The organism is Streptomyces sindenensis, from assembly GCF_014649035.1.
Taxonomy (GTDB): Bacteria; Actinomycetota; Actinomycetes; order Streptomycetales; family Streptomycetaceae; genus Streptomyces; species Streptomyces sindenensis.
Map to the genome: position 1 here is coordinate 561469 of NZ_BMSG01000001.1, position 20102 is coordinate 581570.

The window sequence follows — 20102 nt, forward strand, 5'->3', positions numbered from 1 at the left end:
GTCAGCCGGCGACCCGGTACGAGGCGATCGCCTGCTCGTAGATCTCGGTGACCTTGTCCCGGTCGTTCTCGGGGCCGATGACCTGGATGACGTGGTAGCGGCCGTCGACGATCATGGCGAGGTTACGGACGAACACCTCGCGCCCGCCGCTCTCCTGCCAGGTGAACTGCCCCTCGGCCATGGCCTGTCGGCCGACGTCGACCCGGCGCACCCCGGACGAGGAGGACCAGCTGGAGTCCCGGAACGGCTGGAGCTCGGGCTCCTTGTCGCGCTGGTAGTCGAGCGGATCGCTGCCGCCCGACTTCACGGTGTCCCGGCCGGGCACCACGAGCAGGGTGAACCCGTCGCTCCCGTAACGGATCTGACGGTCGGCGTTGGCCGGGCTGCGCTGCCAGCCCTTCGGTACGCCGACCTCGAAGCCCTCCGCGTCCTTGCGGAGCGTGTAGCCGGGGGCGAGGGCGGCCGCGGACCGGCTGGTCTGCGGCTGCTGGGAGCCGGGCTCACCGGATCCCTCCGGCGAGCCCGAGGGCCTGGGCTCGCCCGAGGCGGCGGGCGGTGCGGCGGAACCGGTGGGCGCGGGTGCTCCGTTGTCCTGGCCCCTGCCCTCATCGGCCTTCGGCATGAACATCACGGCGTACGCGATGGCCGCGGCCATCAGCAGCAGGACCAGCACGAGCAGCAGTCGGCCCAGCTTGCGCGGGGACCCCTCGTTCCGACGCGGGGGCTCCCGCAGCACCCGGGGGCCCTTGGGCGCACGCGGCACGCGGGCCGGGCGCTCCTCCTCCCAGGACTCCACGGGCCTGCGCGCGGGGCGGTCGGGCGGCAACAGCGACTCGTGGCGGTCCTGCCGCTTGCCGCCGCGCTGCTGACGCTTGCCCTGGCGGTGCTTGCCGGCCCCGGCGCCGCCGAACCGGCCCCGACGCCGCCGGACCAGCTCGCCCCGGCGGCGTACGACGGGGAGCCGGGTGGCGTCGGGCGCGGGCAGCGGCACGACGTCGGCGCCCGCCTCCGGCTCCGGAGCGGAGCGCACCAGCGAGCGCAGCCAGCCGCGCAGCTCCTCGAAGTCCGGCCGCTCGGTGGGGTCCTGGCGCAGCAGCGACTCGACGACGGGCCGCAGCGGACCGCACTCCTCCGCGAAGGCGGGCGGCTCGCCGCACACCATCTGGACCAGCTCGGCCGCGTTCTCCTCGGGGTAGGGGGCGTGGCCCTGGACGGCGCGGTAGAGCAGCGCGCCGAGCGCCCACAGGTCGGTGGAGGGGCCGATCGGCGGTGCCAGCTGCCAGTTCTCGTGGACCGGGCCCGCCTGCTCGGGGGCCCACCTCTCGGTGACGGCTCCGACGACGGCGATCCGGGCTTGGCGGGCGCGTTCAGCGGCGAGCGGGGTGGCGGGGCCGCGGTAGACGGCCGGTTCGCCGCCGGCCGCGACGGCGTCCTCCCAGGCGCGGGTGGTGTTCCGCGCGGCCGGGAGCGGCGCGGTGCGGGCCGGCTCCCTCGGGACGGAGCCCGATACGCCGGGCCGCCGGGAGTCGGCGCGCAGGGCGTCCGCGCTCGATCCGCCGGCGGGGACGGGCCGCCCGGCGCCGGGCCCGTCGTCCCAGGTCCCGGCGAGATGGACACGGCGGCCCGGCGGCCGGGGGCCCTCTTCGTCGTCCTCGTCGTCCTCGTCGTCGTAGAGGTCCTCGGCGGGGCTGCCCCACGGCGCGGTCAGCCGGGGGGCGCCGGGAGTTCCGGGGTTGCCGGGGGCGCTCGACGGCAACGCGTCATCGGCGGCTCCGGGCCCTTCCGGTGCCCCGGGAATGCCTGGGTCCGTTGCGCTTCCGGCGACTCCTGCGGTGCCCGCGGCTCCCGCGTCCGGGGCGGCCTCGCGGCCCTCCCGAGGCGGCTTCGTGAGGTCGGCCGGGGTGCGGTCGGCCTGCTGGCGGTCCTCCGTGACCCGGGCGGCGGCCCGCGCGCCCGCGCGGTAGGCGGCGATCGCCCCGGCGCGGGCGGCCCGCAGCTGGGCGGCGCTCGCGGCGCCCGGCTCGGCGGGGGGCGGTACGGCGGTGTACGGGACGGCGGGGGCGGCGGGTCGCGGGACGATCTCCTGCCCGTCGGCCCGCTGCTCCGGAACGGGGTCGGCCTCGCGGCCCGACGGCAGGCCGTACGGGTCACGCCGGTCGTACGGCTCGTGCCCGTCGTCCTCGCGTCGCGGGCTGTACCCCTGCGGCAGCGGCGGAACCGGCAGCTCCCGGCCGCCGTGGGCCTCTTGCCTGTCGTGGTCGGCGTATCCCTGGGCGTCCGCGTCCGCGTACTCCTGCACACCGTCCTCGTCGCTCCTGGCCGGCGGGAGCGCATAGCCGCCGCCGAGCTCACTCGGCGGGGTGAGCTCGGGGACCGGGATCCCGTACGTCGTCGGAGCCGGCGCCGGGTCGGCGTCGGGCAGCGGATCGGCGTCGGGCAGCGGTGCGGGAGCGTACCCGCAGAGGGCCTCCTCGGCGGCGCCAGCCGCGAGACCGGTGAGCATGACGCGGCCGTCGTCGCACACCAGGACCGTGCGCACGGTGATGTTGCGGTGGGTCCAGCCATGGGCGTGCAGCACCCGCAGGGCGGTGAGCACGTCGGAGCCGATCTCGGCGGCCCGGTAGGGGTTGAGGGGGCGCTCGGCGAGGAGCGCGGCGAGCGGCCGGGCGGCGACGAACTCGCTGACTATCCAGAGCGAATCCGCCTCGGCGAACACGTCGAAGACCTGGTCGAGGCGGGGGTGGTCGGGCACCTGGGCGGCGGCCTGCGCGGCCTCGATCGCCCGCCGGACCGCGGGGTCCGTACTGCGGCGGACCGCCCGCCCGCCGGCCCGCCCGGACACCGGGGCCCGTCCGTCGGCATCGAGCACCTCGGCGTCCACGACCTCCGGCAACGGCACCTGGCGGACCAGGACTTCCTGGCCGCTGTAGGTGTCGAACGCCCGGGTCTCGGCCAGTTCGTACCCGTCGGACGGGGGCAGCGGAAGGCGGTAGCGGTCGGCAAGCACCCGACCCGCGTAGTCGTCCACGACGCCTCCCCAGAGCGCGCTGTTCCCCCGGCCATCAGAGCCGCACGATTCCGTCAGTCACGTTCGTCCGGCGGGCAATTGACCCGCCGTCCCGGCTGCGTACGGTCTCCGGCCTCTTACGATACGTGGCAACCCGGGCCGACGGGTCGGGTCGCGCCAACCCGGCCCGCACAAACGTTTCACACCGGCCCGGATCGGGCGCACCCGGCGGCCGGTCCGTGGGCGTGCGGTCAGTCCGTGGGCGTGAAGGTGGCGAACGCCGTCTCGCGCAGCGTCCGGCACTCGTCGCCGTCCCACTCGTCCACCTTGCAGCTGATCATGATCGAGTAGCCGCGATCGGCGTCCACCTTGAAGCCGCGGTTGAGCACCTTGACCCGGACGCCGCTGTGGCTGCGCTCGAACGTCCAGTCGGCGACGGTCGGATAGCCGTTGTACTCGACCTTCTTTATGCTGCCGTGCTTGTAGCCGTCGCTGAGGACCTTGGCGCTGGCGACGGCACCGCGCCAGGCGGCCGCGGCGTCGTCCTTGGGCGAGCTGTTGAAGTCGACCTGGACCCGGGGGAAGCGGCCCTGCCCGGCGTTGTAGATGCCTCCGGAGTTGGCGCCCGCGATGGCGGTGCGCCGGAAGTTCTCGGGCATGGCCATGGTGAAGTGGAACCGGGCGTCGGTGATGTGCTTGTAGCCGGCGGGCAGGGAGTCGCCCGCGCCCGGCTTGTCCCCGCCGTCGCCCTCGTCGCCCTGGGGGTCGTCGCCCTTCGGGTCGTCGGAGCCCTCGCCGGACTCGCCCTCGGAGGCCCGGCCGTCCTCCTGGCCCTGGCCCTCCTTCCGGCCGTCGCCCTTCCCGCCGGACGAACCGCCGCCGGTGTCCTCGGCCTTGTCGCCGCTGCCGCCCGCCGAGGCTCCTGCCGACGCGGCGGTGTCGTCCTTGCCGCCCTTGTCCGCGTCGTCGCCGCCGAGGGCGATCGCGAGGACGGTGCCGAGGATGGCCAGCGCGACGACGGCCGCGATGATCGCGAGGGTGCGGCGGGGCACCACGTCGGTGATCGATGCGCGGGTGGAGGCGGCCGACGACGGCGGGCGCTGCCCGGGCACGGAGGCGTTCGCCGCCACGGCGGACTTCCCGGCTCCGGCGGGGGCCGCGACGGCTCCCCGCGCGCCCGCCGGGGCGGACCCGGCCGCCGCCGGCTTCGTGGCCGGAGCGGGGGTCCCGGGCGGGGACGGCGGCCCCGGCGGAGCGGCGGGCGAACCGGTGGCCGCGGCGACCGACGCGGCGGCGGCCCCGGCGGCCACCGCCGGGGTCTTCGCGTTGCGCACGGACCGCAGGGCTCCGCGCAGCCGGTCGCGGGCGCCTTCGCCGGACTCACCCGTTCCGGCTGTCGGCTTCGGCGGCTTCGGGGCCTTGGGCTGCTTCGGCGTGCGCTTGACCAGGAGGTCCGCGGCGGGGGCCGGCGGGATGGCCATGATCTGCGTCGAGTCGGCGGGTGCGGGCGCGGGCACGTCGGGGGCGTTGATGACGTCGTTGAGCAACGCCCGTGCCCCGGCGTCGTCGAGACGCTGTTCGGGGTCGCGGGCGAGCAGCCCGTAGATGACCTCGGTGAGCGGACCGGCGTTCTTCGGCGGGTCGAGCGGTTCGGTCATCACCGCTGTGAGCGTGGCGATGGCCGAGCCCTTGTCGTACGGCGGGCAGCCCTCGACGCTCGCGTACAGCAGTCCGCCGAGCGACCACAGGTCGGCGGGCGGGCCGGGCTTGTGACCGCGGGCCCGCTCCGGGGAGATGTAGGAGGGGGCGCCGACGAGCATGCCGGTGGAGGTGACCGAGGGGTCGCCCTCGACCTGGGCGATGCCGAAGTCGGTGAGCACGACGCGTCCGTCCTCGGCGATCAGCACGTTGGACGGCTTCACGTCGCGGTGCAGGATGCCCTCGCGGTGCGCCGAGCGCAGGACGTCGAGGATGGCGAGCCCGACCTCGGCGGCCCGCTTCGGCGTCAGCGTGCCGTCCTCGCGGATCACCTCGGCGAGCGACTTGCCCTCGATCAGCTCCATGACGATCCACGGGCGGTCGTCCTCGTCGACCACGTCGTAGACGGTCACCGCGCTGTTGTTGCGGATCCGTGCGATCGCCTTCGCCTCGCGCAGGGTGCGCGTGATCAGCCGGCGCTTCTCGTCCTCGTCGATCGCCGAGGGGAACCGCAGTTCCTTCACCGCGACCGTGCGGCCGAGCGTCTCGTCGTCGGCGCGCCAGACCGTACCCATGCCGCCCCGGCCGAGCACCTCACCGAGCCGGTAGCGCCCCGCGAGGAGGCGACCGTTCTTGTCCCGTTGGGGCTCCCGTGCCTGCTCCGCCTCCGACATGCGTCCCCTCTGCGATCAACCCGCCCTGGCAGAGCGTTCATTGTCCCTCACCCCGGGACCGGTTCTGGTGCCGGGTCCGGGTCCGCCGCACCGCGACCCGGCGAGGGAATCCCCCACAGCCTCCTACCAACCGGTCCTCCCCGTCCAGGCCGGACCGGGCCGCCGCACCGCCCCACCGGACCGGCGGGCCCCAACTGCCCCGGAGGCAACAGGCGGTGGCCGCCGTCCGGGGCTCCGCGGGGCGCCCCCTCAGATCGGCACGATGTCCGGTGCGCCGAGCCGGGCCGCGTCCGCCGTGAGGTCGTCGGGCTGCCGCTGCGACTCCCGCTCGGCCTCCACCCGCTTCTCGTAGTGCTCGACCTCCCGGTCGATCCGCCCCTCGTCCCAGCCCAGCACCGGCGCGATCAGCTCGGCGCAGAGCCGGGCGCTGCGGGTGCCCCGGTCGAACGTCTCGATGGAGATCCGGGTACGCCGGGTCAGCACGTCGTCCAGATGGCGGGCGCCCTCGTGGGAGGCGGCGTAGACGATCTCGGCGCGCAGATAGTCGTCGGCGGCGGGCAGCGGTTCGCCCAGGACGGGGTCGGCGAGGATCAGTTCCAGAATCTCCTCGGTCATTGAGCCGTACCGGTTGAGCAGATGCTCCACCCGGGCGACATGGAGTCCGGTGCGGGCCGCGATCCGGGCGCGCGCGTTCCACAGGGCCTTGTACCCCTCGGCGCCCAGCAGCGGGGTGTCCTCGGTGACGCAGGCGGCGACCCGCTGGTCGAGCCCGTGCACCGCCTCGTCCACCGCGTCCTTGGCCATGACCCGGTACGTCGTGTACTTGCCGCCCGCGACGACGACCAGGCCGGGGGCGGGGTGGGCCACCGTGTGCTCGCGGGACAGCTTGCTGGTGGCGTCCGACTCGCCGGCCAGCAGCGGCCGCAGTCCGGCGTAGACACCCTGGACGTCGTCCCTGGTCAGCGGGGTGTTCAGGACGGAGTTGACGTGCTGGAGCAGATAGTCGATATCGGCGCTGGAGGCGGCCGGGTGGGCCTTGTCCAGGTCCCAGTCGGTGTCGGTGGTGCCGATGATCCAGTGCCGGCCCCAGGGGATGACGAAGAGGACGGACTTCTCGGTGCGCAGGATGAGGCCGGTGGAGGAGTGGATGCGGTCCTTGGGGACGACCAGGTGGATGCCCTTGGAGGCCCGGACGTGGAACTGTCCGCGCTCGCCGATGAGGCCCTGGGTGTCGTCCGTCCACACGCCGGTCGCGTTGACCACCTGCTTGGCCCGCACCTCGTACTCCGTACCGCTCTCGACGTCCCGGACGAGCGCGCCGACGACCCGCTCGCCCTCGCGGAGGAAGCCGACGACCCGGGCCTGGTTGGCCACGTGGGCGCCGTAGGACGAGGCGGTGCGCACCAGCTCGGTGACGAAGCGGGCGTCGTCCATCTGGGCGTCGTAGTACTGGAGGGCGCCGACCAGGGCGTCCTTCTTCAGCGCGGGGGCGACCCGCAGGGCGTGCTTGCGGGAGAGGTGGCGGTGGACCGGCAGGCCGCGTCCGTGGCCGGAGGAGACCGACATGGCGTCGTAGAGCGCGACGCCGGAGCCGGCGTAGAGCCGCTCCCAGCCCTTGTGCTGCAAGGGGTAGAGGAAGGGCACCGGCTTCACCAGGTGCGGTGCGAGCCGTTCCAGGAGCAGCCCGCGCTCCTTGAGCGCCTCCCGGACCAGGGCGAAGTCGAGCATCTCCAGATAGCGCAGGCCGCCGTGGATCAGCTTGCTCGACCTGCTCGATGTGCCGGACGCCCAGTCGCGCGCCTCGACCAGGCCGGTCGTCAGGCCTCTGGTGGCGGCGTCCAGCGCCGTGCCCGCGCCGACCACGCCCGCCCCCACGACCAGCACGTCCAGTTCGCGCTCGGCCATGGCGGCGAGCGCGAGGGTGCGCTCGGCGGGTCCCAGTGTCGCTGTCCTCACTGCTGCCTCCCGGTGGATCGGGGTGGTCGGACACGGGAGTGCCACCCGGCCGAGGGGCCGGCCGCCCGTGTCCACCTCTCGATTCTGTCCGCGCTCCCCGAGTTCAGCCACCGCCTGTGGACAACACCCCGGCGACCGGAGCGGCACAATGCGACATATAGGTCATATTTACGCCTAGTCTGACATTGCGCTGTCCACAGCAGTTGCGATCTTCGCTCTCCGCACTTAGGGGGTCTTCCTGTATGCCCGCAGACCTCGCCGTCATCGGACTCGGTCACCTCGGCCTGCCGCTCGCCCAGGCCGCCGTGACCGCCGGAATCGACACCGTCGGCTACGACCCCGATCCCCGCCCGTACGCGGAGCTGAGAGCCGGCCGGAGCCCCGTCGAGGGCTCCCTCACCGCCTCCGAGGTCCGCCGCATGCTCTCGGGCGGCTTCCGGCCCACCACCGACGCCGCCGAGCTGGGCCGGGTCCGTACCGCCGTGATCTGCTCCCCCGCCCCGCTCGGCCCCGACCGCACCGTCGACCTCACCGCGCTCGGCGACGCCGCCCGCGCCCTGGCCTCCCGGCTGCGCCCGCACACCACCGTGCTGCTGGAGTCCGCCGTACCGCCGGGCACCACCGAGACCTTCCTGCGGCCCCTGCTCGAAGAGGGCTCCGGGCTCGTCGCCGGACGCGACTTCCACCTCGCCTGCTCCCCCGGCCGGCTCGACCCCGGCAACCGCACCCGCACCCTGGCCAACACCCCCAAGGTCATCGGCGGCCTCACCCCCGCCTGCACCGAGTCGGCCGCCGCCTTCTACGGGCGGCTCACCGACAAGGTCGTCCGGGCCCGCGGACCGCGCGAGGCGGAGATGACGAAGGTCCTGGAGACCAACTTCCGGCACGTCAACATCGCGCTGGTCAACGAGATGGCGGTGCTCTGCCACGACCTCGGCGTCGATTTCTGGGACGTCATCCGGTGCGCCGAGACCAAACCGTTCGGCTTCCAGCCCTTCCGCCCGGGACCCGGCGTCGGCGGGCACGGCGTCCCGGTCGACCCGGGCGGCCCGCCCCACGGCGGCCACTCATCCGGGCACCCGCTGCGGATGGTCTCGCTCGCGCAGGAGATCAACGACCGGATGCCCAGCTACGTCATCCAACGCTGCGCCACCCTCCTGAACGAGCACGGCAAGTCCGTCCGGGGCGCGCGCGTCCTGCTGCTCGGCGTCACCTACAAACCGGACACGGCGGACCAAGAGGCCGCGCCCGCCCGGGAGATCGCCACCCGGCTGATGGACATGGGCGCCCAGATCGGCTACCACGACCCGCACGTCCTGGACTGGCGGGTCCGCGAACGCCCCGTCCCGCGCGCGGACTCGCTGTACGAGGCGGCGGCCGCCGCCGACCTGACCGTACTGCTCCAGCAGCACCGCACCTACGACCTCCAGGGCCTCGCGGTGAAGGCACAACTGCTCCTGGACACCCGGGGGGCCACTCCGGCGGGGGCCGCGCACCGGCTCTGAGGCGCGACCGCCCACCAGGTGACGTACCGTCGAAAGATAGTCAGTGACCGAAAGCAGTGGGTGCTGCTACTCTGCGGCGTCACAGAGCGCACACACGTGCGTATTCCGCACAGCAGTGCGCAGCCGCCCCAGGGGGAGTCCCACCGTGAGCCAGCCCGTGCAGCCGCCGAACCCGCCCCAGCAGCCCTTCGGCGGTCAGCCCGTCGAAGGCAACCCCTACGCCGGTCAGCCGGGTCAGCCCGCCCCCGCCGCCCCGACCGGCAACCCGTACGGCCAGCAGCCCCCGGCCCCGACCGGCAACCCGTTCGCGGGCCAGCAGCCCGGCCAGGGCGCCCCGTTCGGCGGCGGCGCCCCCTTCGCCCCCGCTCCCCCGGCCCGCGACAACGTCCTGCTCGGCGTGGCGGTCGCGCTCGGCGCGGCGATCGTCGCGGGCATCCTGTACGGCGTGATCGCGGGCTCCATCGAGCGCGAGGTCGGCTACGCGGCGGTCGGCGTCGGCTTCCTGGTCGGCTTCGCGGCGAGCAAGGTCGGCGGCTCCAACCCGGCGGTCATCGCCGCCTCCGCCGTCTTCTCGGTCGGCGCGGTCTACCTCGGCCAGCTCGTCGGCATCTCGATGATCCTCTCCGACGTGGCGCAGATCCCGTTCTCCGAGGTCGTCGGCGACCACTTCGACACGGTGACCAAGGCCTGGTCGGCAGAGGCCGACTTCATGACGTACCTCTTCCTCGGTCTCGGCGCGGTCGCCGCCGTCGGTGGCGCGAAGAAGGCCGGCTGACACCCCGCAGGACACCAGGACGTACGGAAGGGCCCGGACCGCTGAGCGGTCCGGGCCCTTCGCGTGTGTACGGGAGGGTCAGCGGCGGTGCTGCGAGTCCGCCACCGTCACCTCGACGCGCTGGAACTCCTTGAGGTCGCTGTAGCCGGTGGTGGCCATCGCGCGACGCAGGGCGCCGAAGATGTTCATCGAGCCGTCAGGGGTGTGCGAGGGGCCCGTGAGGACCTCCTCCGTCGTCCCGACCGAGCCGAGGTCGACCAGCTTGCCGCGCGGCACGTCCTCGTGGACGGCCTCCATGCCCCAGTGGCGGCCACGGCCCGGCGCGTCGGTGGCGCGGGCCAGCGGGGAGCCCATCATCACGGCGTCGGCGCCGCAGGCGATGGCCTTCGGCAGGTCGCCGGACCAGCCGACCCCGCCGTCGGCGATGACGTGCACGTACCGGCCGCCGGACTCGTCCATGTAGTCGCGGCGGGCGCCCGCGACGTCCGCGACGGCGGTGGCCATCGGGACCTGGATGCCGAAGACGTTGCGCGTGGTGTGCGCGGCGCCGCCGCCGAAGCCGACGAGGACACCGGCCGCGCCGGTCCGCATCAGGTGCAGGGCGGCGGTGTACGTGGCGCAGCCGCCGACGATGACCGGGACGTCCAGCTCGTAGATGAACTGCTTCAGGTTCAGCGGCTCGGCCGCGCCGGAGACGTGCTCGGCGGAGACCGTCGTCCCGCGGATGACGAAGATGTCGACGCCCGCGTCGACGACCGCCTTGGAGAACTGGGCGGTGCGCTGCGGGGAGAGCGCGGCGGCGGTGACGACACCGGAGTCGCGCACCTCCTTGATGCGCTGCCCGATCAGCTCCTCCTGGATCGGCGCGGAGTAGATCTCCTGGAGCCGGCGGGTGGCGGACTCGGCCGGCATCTCGGCGATCTCGTCGAGCAGCGGCTGCGGGTCGGCGTGCCGGGTCCACAGCCCTTCCAGGTTGAGGACGCCCAGGCCGCCCATCTCGCCGATGCGGATGGCGGTCTGCGGGGAGACGACGGAGTCCATGGGAGCGGCCAGGAACGGCAGCTCGAAGCGGTAGGCGTCGATCTGCCAGGCGATCGAGACCTCCTTCGGATCCCGGGTGCGGCGGCTCGGAACGACAGCGATGTCGTCGAATGCGTAAGCCCGGCGGCCGCGCTTGCCGCGCCCGATCTCGATCTCAGTCACGATGTGTGGCCTTTCCCTCTACGTCTGCGCTGACCAGTATCCCCGACGCATGGATGAGGGGCGGTACCGGGAACTCCGGTCCGCCCCTCACCTGCGGTGATGCGTTACTTCCTGCTGTAGTTCGGTGCTTCCACCGTCATCTGGATGTCGTGCGGGTGGCTCTCCTTGAGGCCCGCCGAGGTGATCCGGACGAAGCGGCCCTTGCTCTCCATCTGGTCGACGGAAGCGGCGCCGACGTAGCCCATGGTCTGGCGCAGGCCGCCGACGAGCTGGTGGAGGACGTTGGCCAGCGGGCCCCGGTAGGGCACCTGGCCCTCGATGCCCTCGGGGACGAGCTTGTCGTCCGAGGAGACCTCGGCCTGGAAGTAGCGGTCCTTGGAGTAGGACCGGCCCTGGCCACGGGACTGCATGGCGCCCAGCGAGCCCATGCCGCGGTACGACTTGAACTGCTTGCCGTTGATGAACATCAGCTCGCCCGGCGACTCCTCGCAGCCCGCGAGCAGGCTGCCCAGCATCACGCTGTCCGCGCCCGCGGCGAGCGCCTTGCCGATGTCGCCGCTGTACTGGAGGCCGCCGTCGCCGATCACCGGGACGCCCGCGGCACGGGCGGCGAGGGCCGCCTCGTAGATCGCGGTGACCTGCGGGACGCCGATACCGGCGACCACGCGGGTCGTGCAGATCGAGCCGGGTCCGACGCCGACCTTGACGCCGTCGACACCGGCGTCGATCAGGGCCTGGGCGCCGTCGCGGGTGGCGACGTTGCCGCCGATGACGTCGACGCCGACGCTCGACTTGATCTTCGCCATCCAGGCGAGGGCGTTGCTGTTGTGGCCGTGGGAGGTGTCGACGATGAGGAAGTCGACCCCGGCGGAGGCGAGGGCCTGCGCGCGCTCCAGCGCCTCGGGGCTGGCGCCGACGGCCGCGCCGACCAGCAGGCGGCCCTCGGCGTCCTTGGCGGCGTTCGGGTACTGCTCGGCCTTCTTGAAGTCCTTGACCGTGATGAGGCCCTTGAGGATGCCCGCCTCGTCGACCAGCGGCAGCTTCTCGATCTTGTGGCGGCGCAGCAGCTCCATGGCCTCGACGCCGGAGATGCCGACCTTGCCGGTGACGAGCGGCATCGGCGTCATGACCTCGCGCACCTGGCGCGTACGGTCCGACTCGAAGGCCATGTCGCGGTTGGTGACGATGCCGAGGAGCTTGCCCGCGGCGTCGGTGACCGGCACACCGCTGATGCGGAACTTCGCGCAGAGCGCGTCCGCCTCGCCGAGCGTGGCGTCGGGGTGCACGGTGATCGGGTCGGTGACCATGCCGGACTCGGACCGCTTGACCAGGTCGACCTGGTTCACCTGGTCCTCGATGGAGAGGTTGCGGTGCAGCACGCCGACGCCGCCCTGACGGGCCATGGCGATGGCCATCCGGGCCTCGGTCACCTTGTCCATGGCGGCCGACAGCAGGGGGATGTTCACCCGGACGTTGCGCGAGATGAGGGTCGAGGTGTCGACCGCGTTGGGCAGGACCTCGGACGCGCCGGGCAACAGCAGCACGTCGTCGTAGGTCAACCCGAGCGTCGCGAATTTCTCGGGCACTCCGTCGACGTTTGCAGTCATGACACCTTCCCCAAATGGCCTTGATCGGTGCGGATGTCCATGCTAACGGCCCCGGGAGGTGTCTCATTCCACGATCAAGATCACTTGGCGGTTCTGGAGCTTCGCACGAAGCGGCCCACGGGGCGGTCGGCGGCGGAGCCCGCCGTGCCGTTACTGCTCGGCGAGCGCCCGGAGTCTGCTGAGCGCGCGGTGCTGGGCGACCCGGACCGCGCCCGGCGACATCCCGAGCATCCGTCCGGTCTCCTCGGCGGTCAGCCCGACCGCGACCCGCAGGACCAGCAGCTCGCGCTGGCTCTCCGGGAGGTTGGCGAGGAGCTTCTTGGCCCAGGCGGCGTCGCTGCTGAGCAGGGCTCGCTCCTCCGGGCCGAGGGAGTCGTCGGGCCGCTCCGGCATCTCGTCGGAGGGGACGGCGGTCGACCCCGGGTGGCGCATCGCGGCGCGCTGGAGGTCGGCGACCTTGTGTCCGGCGATGGCGAAGACGAAGGCTTCGAAGGGCCTGCCGGTGTCCTTGTAGCGCGGCAGCGCCATCAGCACCGCGACGCAGACCTCCTGCGCCAGGTCCTCCACGAAGTGGCGAGCATCACCCGGAAGACGGTTCAGCCGGGAGCGGCAGTAGCGCAGGGCGAGGGGGTGGACGTGGGCCAGCAGATCGTGGGTGGCCTGCGCGTCGCCGTCGACGGCGCGGTGCACCAGGGCACCGATCACCGTGGTCTCGTCATCGCGCATCGAACCATGGTGCCCTGATGCCACTCGGTCCGCTGCACCGCGCCCCGAGTTGTGCACCGAAGCGTTATGAGCGGGTGCGCCGGATGTCATGTCCTGCGCCCTCCCCTTCCGCTCGACCGAATCGTTCCCGAGGAACTCCACGACTCAAGGATGCGGCATCGACCGGGAAGCGTCACATGGCACCGCTGGGCGCGCACCCGGATGCGGGGTGTGCCGGGGTGCGGAGCCGGTGGCCCGCTCCGTGTCCCCGCCCGCCGGTCTGCGGACGGGGCGCGGCCCGGGCCGTGTCGTCAGCGGACCAGGCCCCAGCGGAATCCGAGGGCAACCGCGTGGGCGCGGTCCGAGGCCCCGAGCTTCTTGAACAGGCGGCGGGCGTGGGTCTTGACCGTGTCCTCGGAGAGGAACAGCTCACGGCCGATCTCGGCGTTGGACCGGCCGTGGCTCATGCCTTCGAGCACCTGGATCTCCCGCGCGGTGAGCGTGGGGGCGGCCCCCATCTCGGCGGACCGCAGCCGGCGCGGGGCGAGCCGCCACGTCGGGTCGGCCAGCGCCTGGGTGACGGTGGCCCGCAGCTCGGCGCGCGAGGCGTCCTTGTGCAGATAACCGCGGGCCCCGGCGGCGACCGCGAGCGCGACACCGTCCAGGTCCTCGGCGACGGTCAGCATGATGATCCGGGCCCCGGGGTCGGCGGAGAGCAGTCGCCGGACGGTCTCCACACCCCCCAGACCGGGCATGCGTACGTCCATCAGAATCAGATCCGAACGATCGGCGCCCCAGCGGCGAAGGACTTCCTCGCCGTTGGCCGCCGTCGTCACACGCTCGACGCCGGGCACGGTGGCCACCGCGCGACGGAGCGCTTCTCGGGCAAGCGGGGAGTCGTCGCAGACGAGGACGGATGTCATGACCGTCCTCCGCAGCTGATGCGCGTCACCTTGAGCCTCCAGGCTGATACAAGTCGTCACCTGTGCGGTTGACCCCCTCGGACATGTGCCCGAGCCGGATATCCGTCAACCGCATCCGTTCTCTTAACGACGGTCACTCGAAAGAGTTACGGGTCGCGCGACCGGGTTCGGCACTCTACGTGAGGACTCGAATACGGAGGAGAACGGCACGGGTGATTCACCCGTCAACCGAATCTTCACTCCTCGGCATGCCCTATTTGGCAGCTTTTCTTCCCTTTCGAGGGTGTCTGTGGCTAGATTCGCAATCAGTCATATTTACATCTACTAGCACCGTAGATGTACGGTCGAGACTTCGGTCACACCGATCAGAGACGGTCCGAACACAGCAGGCCGTCGATCACGGACGGTCGAGGAAGCCGCTTCCGACGCAGCACAGCTCCGAGGGGACAAGCAATGGCAGATTTCTCCCGCCTTCCCGGACCCAACGCAGACCTGTGGGACTGGCAGCTGCTCGCCGCCTGCCGAGGCGTGGACAGCTCCCTGTTCTTCCACCCGGAGGGTGAGCGCGGCGCGGCGCGGAGCGCCCGCGAGACCTCCGCGAAGGAGGTGTGCATGCGCTGCCCGGTACGGGCCGAGTGCGCGGCACACGCCCTGGCCGTACGGGAGCCCTATGGCGTGTGGGGCGGCCTGACGGAGGACGAGCGCGAGGAGCTGATGGGCCGGGCCAGAAACCGGCTGATCAGTGCGGCGCCCTCCGGGGCCCCCGCCGCCGGGCCGGGCTCCGGCGCCGGCTGACACCCGTACGCCCCGACGCAACGCAGAAACGTTTCTGTGACACCTTCGGCCACCCGGCCCGCGACCGGCCGCGGCGGGCTCCCCGGTCAGCGTCGCGGCCCGCGCGGCAACCGGGAGGGCTTCGTACGGGCGGCGCGGCCCGCGTGGCCCCGGTGGGCGCCCGTGCGGGCATCGCGGCCCGCGCGGTCTCAGCGGGCGGCCGTGCGCGCCAGTTGGTCCAGGGTGGCCGCCACCGCCGGGACCCGGGCCAGGTCCGGCAGGGTCAGCGCGACGATCTCCCGCTGGATGGCGGGCTCGACCGGCACGGCCCTGGCCCCCTTGGGGCGTACCGACTCGACGGCCAGCTCCGGCAGCACCGCCACACCGAGCCCGGCCCCGACGAGCCCCATCACCGCCGGGTAGTCGTCGGTGGCGAAGTCGATGCGGGGGGCGAAACCGGATGCCTCGCAGACCTCGACGAGCTGACGGCGGCAGCGCGGGCAGCCCGCGATCCAGGACTCCTCGGCCAGCTCGCCGATGGACACGCTCGGCGCCTCCGCCAGCCGGTGCCCCTCCGGGAGGAGGCCGATCAGCCGGTCGGTGAGCAGCGGCCGGACCACCAGGTCGTCCCATTCGCCGCCGGCCGCCCCGTAACGGAACGCCAGCGCGATGTCGCAGTCACCCTCGCGCAGCAGGTCCACCGAGCGCGGCGGCTCGGCCTCGACGAGCGAGACACGGGTGCCGGGGTGTTCGGCGCGCAGGGCGGCCAGCGCGCCCGGGACCAGGGTGGAGCTGCCGCTGGGGAAGGAGACCAGCCGGACCCGGCCGGCCCGCAGTCCGGCGATGGCGGCGACCTCCTCCTCGGCGGCGGTCAGCCCCGCGAGGATGCCGGAGGCGTGCCGCACCAGCGCCTCGCCGGCCTGGGTGAGGCGCATCTCGCGTCCGGTGCGGATCAGCAGCGTGGTGCCGGCGGAGGCCTCCAGGGCCTTCATCTGCTGGCTGACGGCGGGCTGGGTGCAGCCGAGTTCGCGGGCTGCTGCGGAGAACGAGCCGGTGGTGGACACGGCGCGCAGGACACGGAGGTGGCGAGCTTCGATCACCCCTCCATCATAAGGAACCCTTGGAGATGGGTCGAATTAATGGCGTGCCTCTTTGGGCGCGGGGCGGTTAGCGTAACCGCATGAAGCTGCTGACCGTGAACATCGGCCGCCCCCGGCCCAACGCACAGACCGACGGCCCGGGCGGGCTCTCCGGAATCGACAAGCGCCCGGTGGAGGGCCCCGTGGAGGTGCGCGACCCGGGGCCCAAGGGCGTCGGCGGCAGCGGCCTGGCCGGGGACACGGTGTGCGACCTGCGCCATCACGGCGGCAGCGACCAGGCCGTGTACGCCTTCGCCCGGGAGGATCTGGACGCCTGGGAGCGGGAGCTGGGCGGCCGGAAGCTGGCCGCCGGAATGTTCGGCGAGAACTTCACGACGCTGGGCCTCGACGTCAGCGGTGCGCGGATCGGCGAGCGCTGGCGGGTGGGGGCGGACCTGGTGCTGGAGGTGACCTCGGGCCGGATCCCGTGCCGGACCTTCGCCGAGCACCTCGGGGAGCAGGGGTGGGTGCGGCGGTTCACCCGGCAGGGCGTGACCGGCGCGTACCTGCGGGTGATCGAACCGGGCACGGTCCGCGCCGGGGACCCCGTGGAGATCGTGTACCGGCCGGACCACGAGATCACCGCCGCCCTGCAGTTCCGGGCGTCGACGACCGAACGCGCCCTGCTGCCCTCGCTGCTGGCCGCCGGGGAGGCACTGCACCCCGAGGCGCTGCGCAAGGCGCGGGAGTACGTGGCACGGCAGGGCTGAGAGCCGGGCGGGACGCCTTTCGGGGCCGGTGGGTGACACGGCGGCACCCGCGCTCCGGATTCCCGGGTCGCTGGAACTGGATCGTCCGGCGAGGCGTCCACCACCAGTGACCCGCGCCCGAGAACCGGGCTCCGCGCCGAGTGGCACGTCTTGAGGGGAAGACCATGCCCGATCCGCAGCAGCCCTGGTATACGCCGGGCCCGCCGCGGCAGCCCGTTCCCGGTAACCCGTACGCCTCCGGGGGCGACGCGCAACAGGGCTCCGGGACACCGGGGTTCGGGCCGCCGACGCCCCCGCCGCCGCCCACGCGTCGTCGCTTCGGCCGGGGGCCGGTCGTCGCCGCGGTCGTCGCGCTGGTGCTCGTCATCGTGGCGGGCGGGGTGTACGGCCTCACCGACTGGGGACGGGACGATCCCGCGAAGCCGGTGGCGAAGAAGTCGCCCGGCCCCTCCGGTTCGGCGTCCCCGTCCCGTGCGCCGGGGGCGGGCGGCCCGGAGCTGAGCCACATCCCGACGACGCGGGAGGTCGCGGCCGCGCGGAAGCCGGGCGAGTCGTCGGCGTGGATCGCGGACGACAAGGCCGACATCCCCAAGCAGATCAACAAGGTCCACGACCTGTGGATCGTCGGCGACACCGCCGTCCAGGCGCTGTACCGGAAGGTGACGGCCTATCGGCTCTCGGACGGGGCCGAAGTCTGGAGCGTGACGCTCCCCTCCTCCGTGTGCGAGACCCCGGCCAACCCGACGCCCGACGGCAAGGTCGTCGTCCTCCGTCATGAGAGGCCCGACAACGAGCGGAACAATCGCTGCAACCAGATGCAGATGATCGATCTGAAGACCGGGAAGCAGGGGTGGCAGAAGAAGCTCGACGAGCCCGGTGACGAGGACGACACGCTCATCGTCTACAGCGCCATCAGCGGCGACGTCCTCTCCGTCGCCCGGGGCCAACGGGCCGTCACCTACCGGATGGGCGACGGGAGCAAACTCCACGAGATTCCCTCGGAGAAGAAGGGTGCGTGCTTCCCCTCCGGTGTGGCGGGCGGCGCCGCCCGGCTGCTGGTGAGTTCCGACTGCATGGTCTCCATGGACCGGGGCGAGAACTACGGCCAGTTGCGTGAGTTCGATCCCCGGACCGGCAAGCTCCTGTGGCGCTACCGGACGAAGACCGGCTGGAGCTTCGGCGCTCTGATCTCCATGGACCCGGTCGTCTTCACCGTCTACAACAACGAGGACACCGTGAAGGACTGGCGGATCACGGTGCTGGACCCCAAGGGCAAGCACCGCGTCACCTTCGACGCCCGGGACAAGGGGTTCGAGCACTGCGCCGGAAGCGGGGGCGGCGATGACATCCAGCCCTGCCGGGGCGCCTCCGTCGACAAGGGCCTCGTCATGCTGGGCGGCCAGAGCCAGGTCGGTGCGTACGACGTGAGGACCGGGAAGTTCCTCTGGGGCATCAAGTCCGACGATCTCCGCATCCTGTACGCGCTGCGCGCCGAGGACGGAAAGGCGATGCGCATCTATGAGGCGGCGGGTTCGAGCACTCCCGGCCGGACCTTCCTCATGGGTCCGCGCGGCGCCGGCACGGAGACGGAGGTCGTGAAGCACCCGGCGGCGACCGCCGCGTGGGAGTACGAGATGTTCATGGCGCACACGGCCTACGTCGACGGACGCCTGGTCCTGACGCCGACGCACGTGAGCGGGGACGAGAACAAGAAGCCCGTCCGCGAGGCCCGCATGCTGTCCTTCGCCGCCTCACCCTGAACCGTCGCCCTGACCCGTACCGAGGGATCTCCCCCGGCCGGACCGTAGGGGCCGGTTCGGGGGCGGTTCAGGGCTCTGCCCCATGCCCGGGGGCCGGTCGGCTCGGAATGCTGACGAGCATGGAGAAGACCAGGGGACGACGACGGCTGAAGCGGGTTCTGATCACGCTGACGGTCGTGGTGGGGGTGCTCGCGGCGGGGATCGGCGGCTCGTTCGCGTGGCTGTGGACGAGCGCCGATCTGAGCACGGTGGGCAAGGTCCGCTTCGGCAACGAGCTGGCGGTGCCGCCGCTCGCGCCCTCGACGGTGGACAAGGACGGCACGCGCGTCTTCGATCTGCGGATGCAGGCGGGGAGCACGGAGTTCCGGGACGGGGCGGCGACGCCGACGTGGGGGTTCAACGGGGACCATCTGGGCCCGACCCTGCGGGCCGAGCGCGGCGAGCGCGGCGAGCGGGTGAAGGTACGGGTGCGCAACACCCTCGACGAGGCGTCCAGCGTGCACTGGCACGGGATGCACCTGCCCGCCAGGATGGACGGCGGACCGCACCAGATGGTCGACGCGGGCTCCACGTGGACCCCGCACTGGAAGGTCGACCAGCCGGCCTCGACGCTCTGGTACCACCCGCATCCGCACGGGGCGACGGAGAAGCACGTACAGCGGGGCCTGGCCGGGATGTTCCTGCTCGACGACGAGGACTCCGGGCGGCTCGCACTGCCGAAGACGTACGGGGTGGACGATCTGCCGGTCATGGTGCAGGACGTCACCTTCGACGGCGCGACGTTCGACCACGGCCACCGGTTCCTGGCCAACACCGGCTTCCTGGGCGAGCGGACGATGGTGAACGGCACGCTCGACCCGTACGCCGAGGTCGGCGACGAGCGCGTACGGCTGCGTCTGCTGAACGCGTCGACCGCCCGGATCTACACCTTCGGCTTCGACGACGACCGCGCCTTCGACCTCGTGGGGACGGACGGCGGGCTGCTGGCGGCGCCCGCGTCGATGAACCGGGTGCAGCTCTCGCCGGGTGAGCGGGCGGAGGTCGTCGTGACGATGCGGCCGGGCGAGCGGACGGTGCTGCGCAGCTACCCGTGGCGCGACGGGAACGGCTGGGAGCGGCGGTTCAACGGGGGCGACGACTCCTTCGACGTACTCCAGTTGCGGGCGGCGGAGCGGCTGCGCCCCTCCCCCGAGGTGCCGGGCCGGCCGGCCGCGGACCGGGGTCTTGAGCTGCCGGACGCCGACGACGCGGTGCGCAGCCGCCACTTCGAGCTGCGCAGGTCGGGGATCAACGGGCGGCCGATGGCGATGGACCGGATCGACGAGACGGTCACCCGGGGCACGACGGAGGTGTGGACGCTGCGCAACGGCGGCGACATGACGCACAACTTCCATGTGCACGATGTGCAGTTCCGGGTGCTGGACGTGGCCGGGAAGCGGCCGGAACCGGCGTTGCGGGGGCGCAAGGACACGGTGGCGGTGCCGATGGGCGCGACCGTGCGGATCGCCCTGCGGTTCGACGGCCCCTCCGATCCGGATGTCCCGTACATGTACCACTGCCATCTGCTGTCCCACGAGGACGACGGGATGATGGGCCAGTTCGTGGTGGTGGAGAAGGGACAGCGGGCGGGTGAGGTCCCGGAGCACGCGGGGCACTAACGTGCCGC

General features: G+C 72.7%; 14 protein-coding genes. 6 read left to right on the forward strand and 8 right to left on the reverse strand.

The annotated features are described in order from the left end of the window. Position 1: 1 nt before the first annotated feature. The 3 genes from IE145_RS02475 to IE145_RS02485 form a co-directional block, all read right to left on the reverse strand. Positions 2–3028, reverse strand: a complete 3027-nt coding sequence (locus IE145_RS02475) for a serine/threonine kinase C-terminal domain-containing protein (protein WP_189518354.1) — start codon at positions 3026–3028, stop codon at positions 2–4. A gap of 230 nt (positions 3029–3258) precedes the next feature. Beyond that, entirely contained in the window at positions 3259–5379 is a 2121-nt protein-coding gene (locus tag IE145_RS02480; protein WP_189518356.1) for a serine/threonine-protein kinase, read from the reverse strand. A gap of 249 nt (positions 5380–5628) precedes the next feature. Next, positions 5629–7335 (reverse strand): glycerol-3-phosphate dehydrogenase/oxidase, encoded by a 1707-nt coding sequence (locus tag IE145_RS02485; RefSeq protein WP_189518358.1) that lies wholly within the window; start codon positions 7333–7335, stop codon positions 5629–5631. A 242-nt stretch (positions 7336–7577) separates the two neighbouring features. Between IE145_RS02485 and IE145_RS02490 the strand changes: the two genes are divergently transcribed. Both IE145_RS02490 and IE145_RS02495 read left to right on the forward strand, forming a co-directional pair. Further along, the gene (locus IE145_RS02490) at positions 7578–8840 is read left to right on the forward strand and encodes a nucleotide sugar dehydrogenase (protein ID WP_189518362.1); all 1263 of its coding nucleotides are present in this window, start codon (positions 7578–7580) and stop codon (positions 8838–8840) included. 145 nt (positions 8841–8985) lie between these two features. Beyond that, positions 8986–9615 carry a hypothetical protein gene (locus IE145_RS02495; protein ID WP_229825210.1) on the forward strand — a complete coding sequence of 210 codons (630 nt, stop codon included), beginning with the start codon at positions 8986–8988 and terminating at the stop codon, positions 9613–9615. A 78-nt stretch (positions 9616–9693) separates the two neighbouring features. On the opposite strand, the gene IE145_RS02500 is transcribed toward IE145_RS02495, so the two are convergent. The 4 genes from IE145_RS02500 to IE145_RS02515 all read right to left on the reverse strand — a co-directional run bounded on the left by IE145_RS02500 (position 9694) and on the right by IE145_RS02515 (position 14053). Further along, complete coding sequence (locus IE145_RS02500; RefSeq protein WP_073227743.1) at positions 9694–10818, reverse strand: GuaB3 family IMP dehydrogenase-related protein; 1125 nt, start codon at positions 10816–10818, stop codon at positions 9694–9696. Between the two features lie 104 nt (positions 10819–10922). After that, the gene (gene guaB, locus IE145_RS02505; protein ID WP_030577917.1) at positions 10923–12425 is read right to left on the reverse strand and encodes an IMP dehydrogenase; all 1503 of its coding nucleotides are present in this window, start codon (positions 12423–12425) and stop codon (positions 10923–10925) included. 150 nt (positions 12426–12575) lie between these two features. After that, complete coding sequence (locus IE145_RS02510) at positions 12576–13151, reverse strand: sigma-70 family RNA polymerase sigma factor (RefSeq protein ID WP_006126954.1); 576 nt, start codon at positions 13149–13151, stop codon at positions 12576–12578. 290 nt (positions 13152–13441) lie between these two features. Next, a complete protein-coding gene (locus tag IE145_RS02515; RefSeq protein WP_003948568.1) occupies positions 13442–14053 on the reverse strand; it encodes a response regulator transcription factor in 612 nt (203 codons plus the stop codon). A 453-nt stretch (positions 14054–14506) separates the two neighbouring features. Between IE145_RS02515 and IE145_RS02520 the strand changes: the two genes are divergently transcribed. Beyond that, complete coding sequence (locus IE145_RS02520) at positions 14507–14848, forward strand: WhiB family transcriptional regulator (RefSeq protein WP_189518364.1); 342 nt, start codon at positions 14507–14509, stop codon at positions 14846–14848. Positions 14849–15036: 188 nt separating this feature from the next. Here the strand turns inward: IE145_RS02520 and IE145_RS02525 are convergent, their stop codons facing one another. Beyond that, on the reverse strand, positions 15037–15927 hold the full coding sequence (locus IE145_RS02525) for a LysR family transcriptional regulator (protein ID WP_189518366.1): 891 nt from the start codon (positions 15925–15927) through the stop codon (positions 15037–15039). Positions 15928–16007: 80 nt separating this feature from the next. Between IE145_RS02525 and IE145_RS02530 the strand changes: the two genes are divergently transcribed. The 3 genes from IE145_RS02530 to IE145_RS02540 all read left to right on the forward strand — a co-directional run bounded on the left by IE145_RS02530 (position 16008) and on the right by IE145_RS02540 (position 20094). Next, positions 16008–16676, forward strand: coding sequence for an MOSC domain-containing protein (locus IE145_RS02530; RefSeq protein WP_189518368.1), 669 nt, complete (start codon positions 16008–16010; stop codon positions 16674–16676). Positions 16677–16840: 164 nt separating this feature from the next. Beyond that, positions 16841–18436, forward strand: a complete 1596-nt coding sequence (locus IE145_RS02535) for an outer membrane protein assembly factor BamB family protein (RefSeq protein WP_189518370.1) — start codon at positions 16841–16843, stop codon at positions 18434–18436. A 119-nt stretch (positions 18437–18555) separates the two neighbouring features. Further along, positions 18556–20094 carry a multicopper oxidase family protein gene (locus IE145_RS02540; protein ID WP_189518372.1) on the forward strand — a complete coding sequence of 513 codons (1539 nt, stop codon included), beginning with the start codon at positions 18556–18558 and terminating at the stop codon, positions 20092–20094. Positions 20095–20102 lie beyond the last annotated feature (8 nt).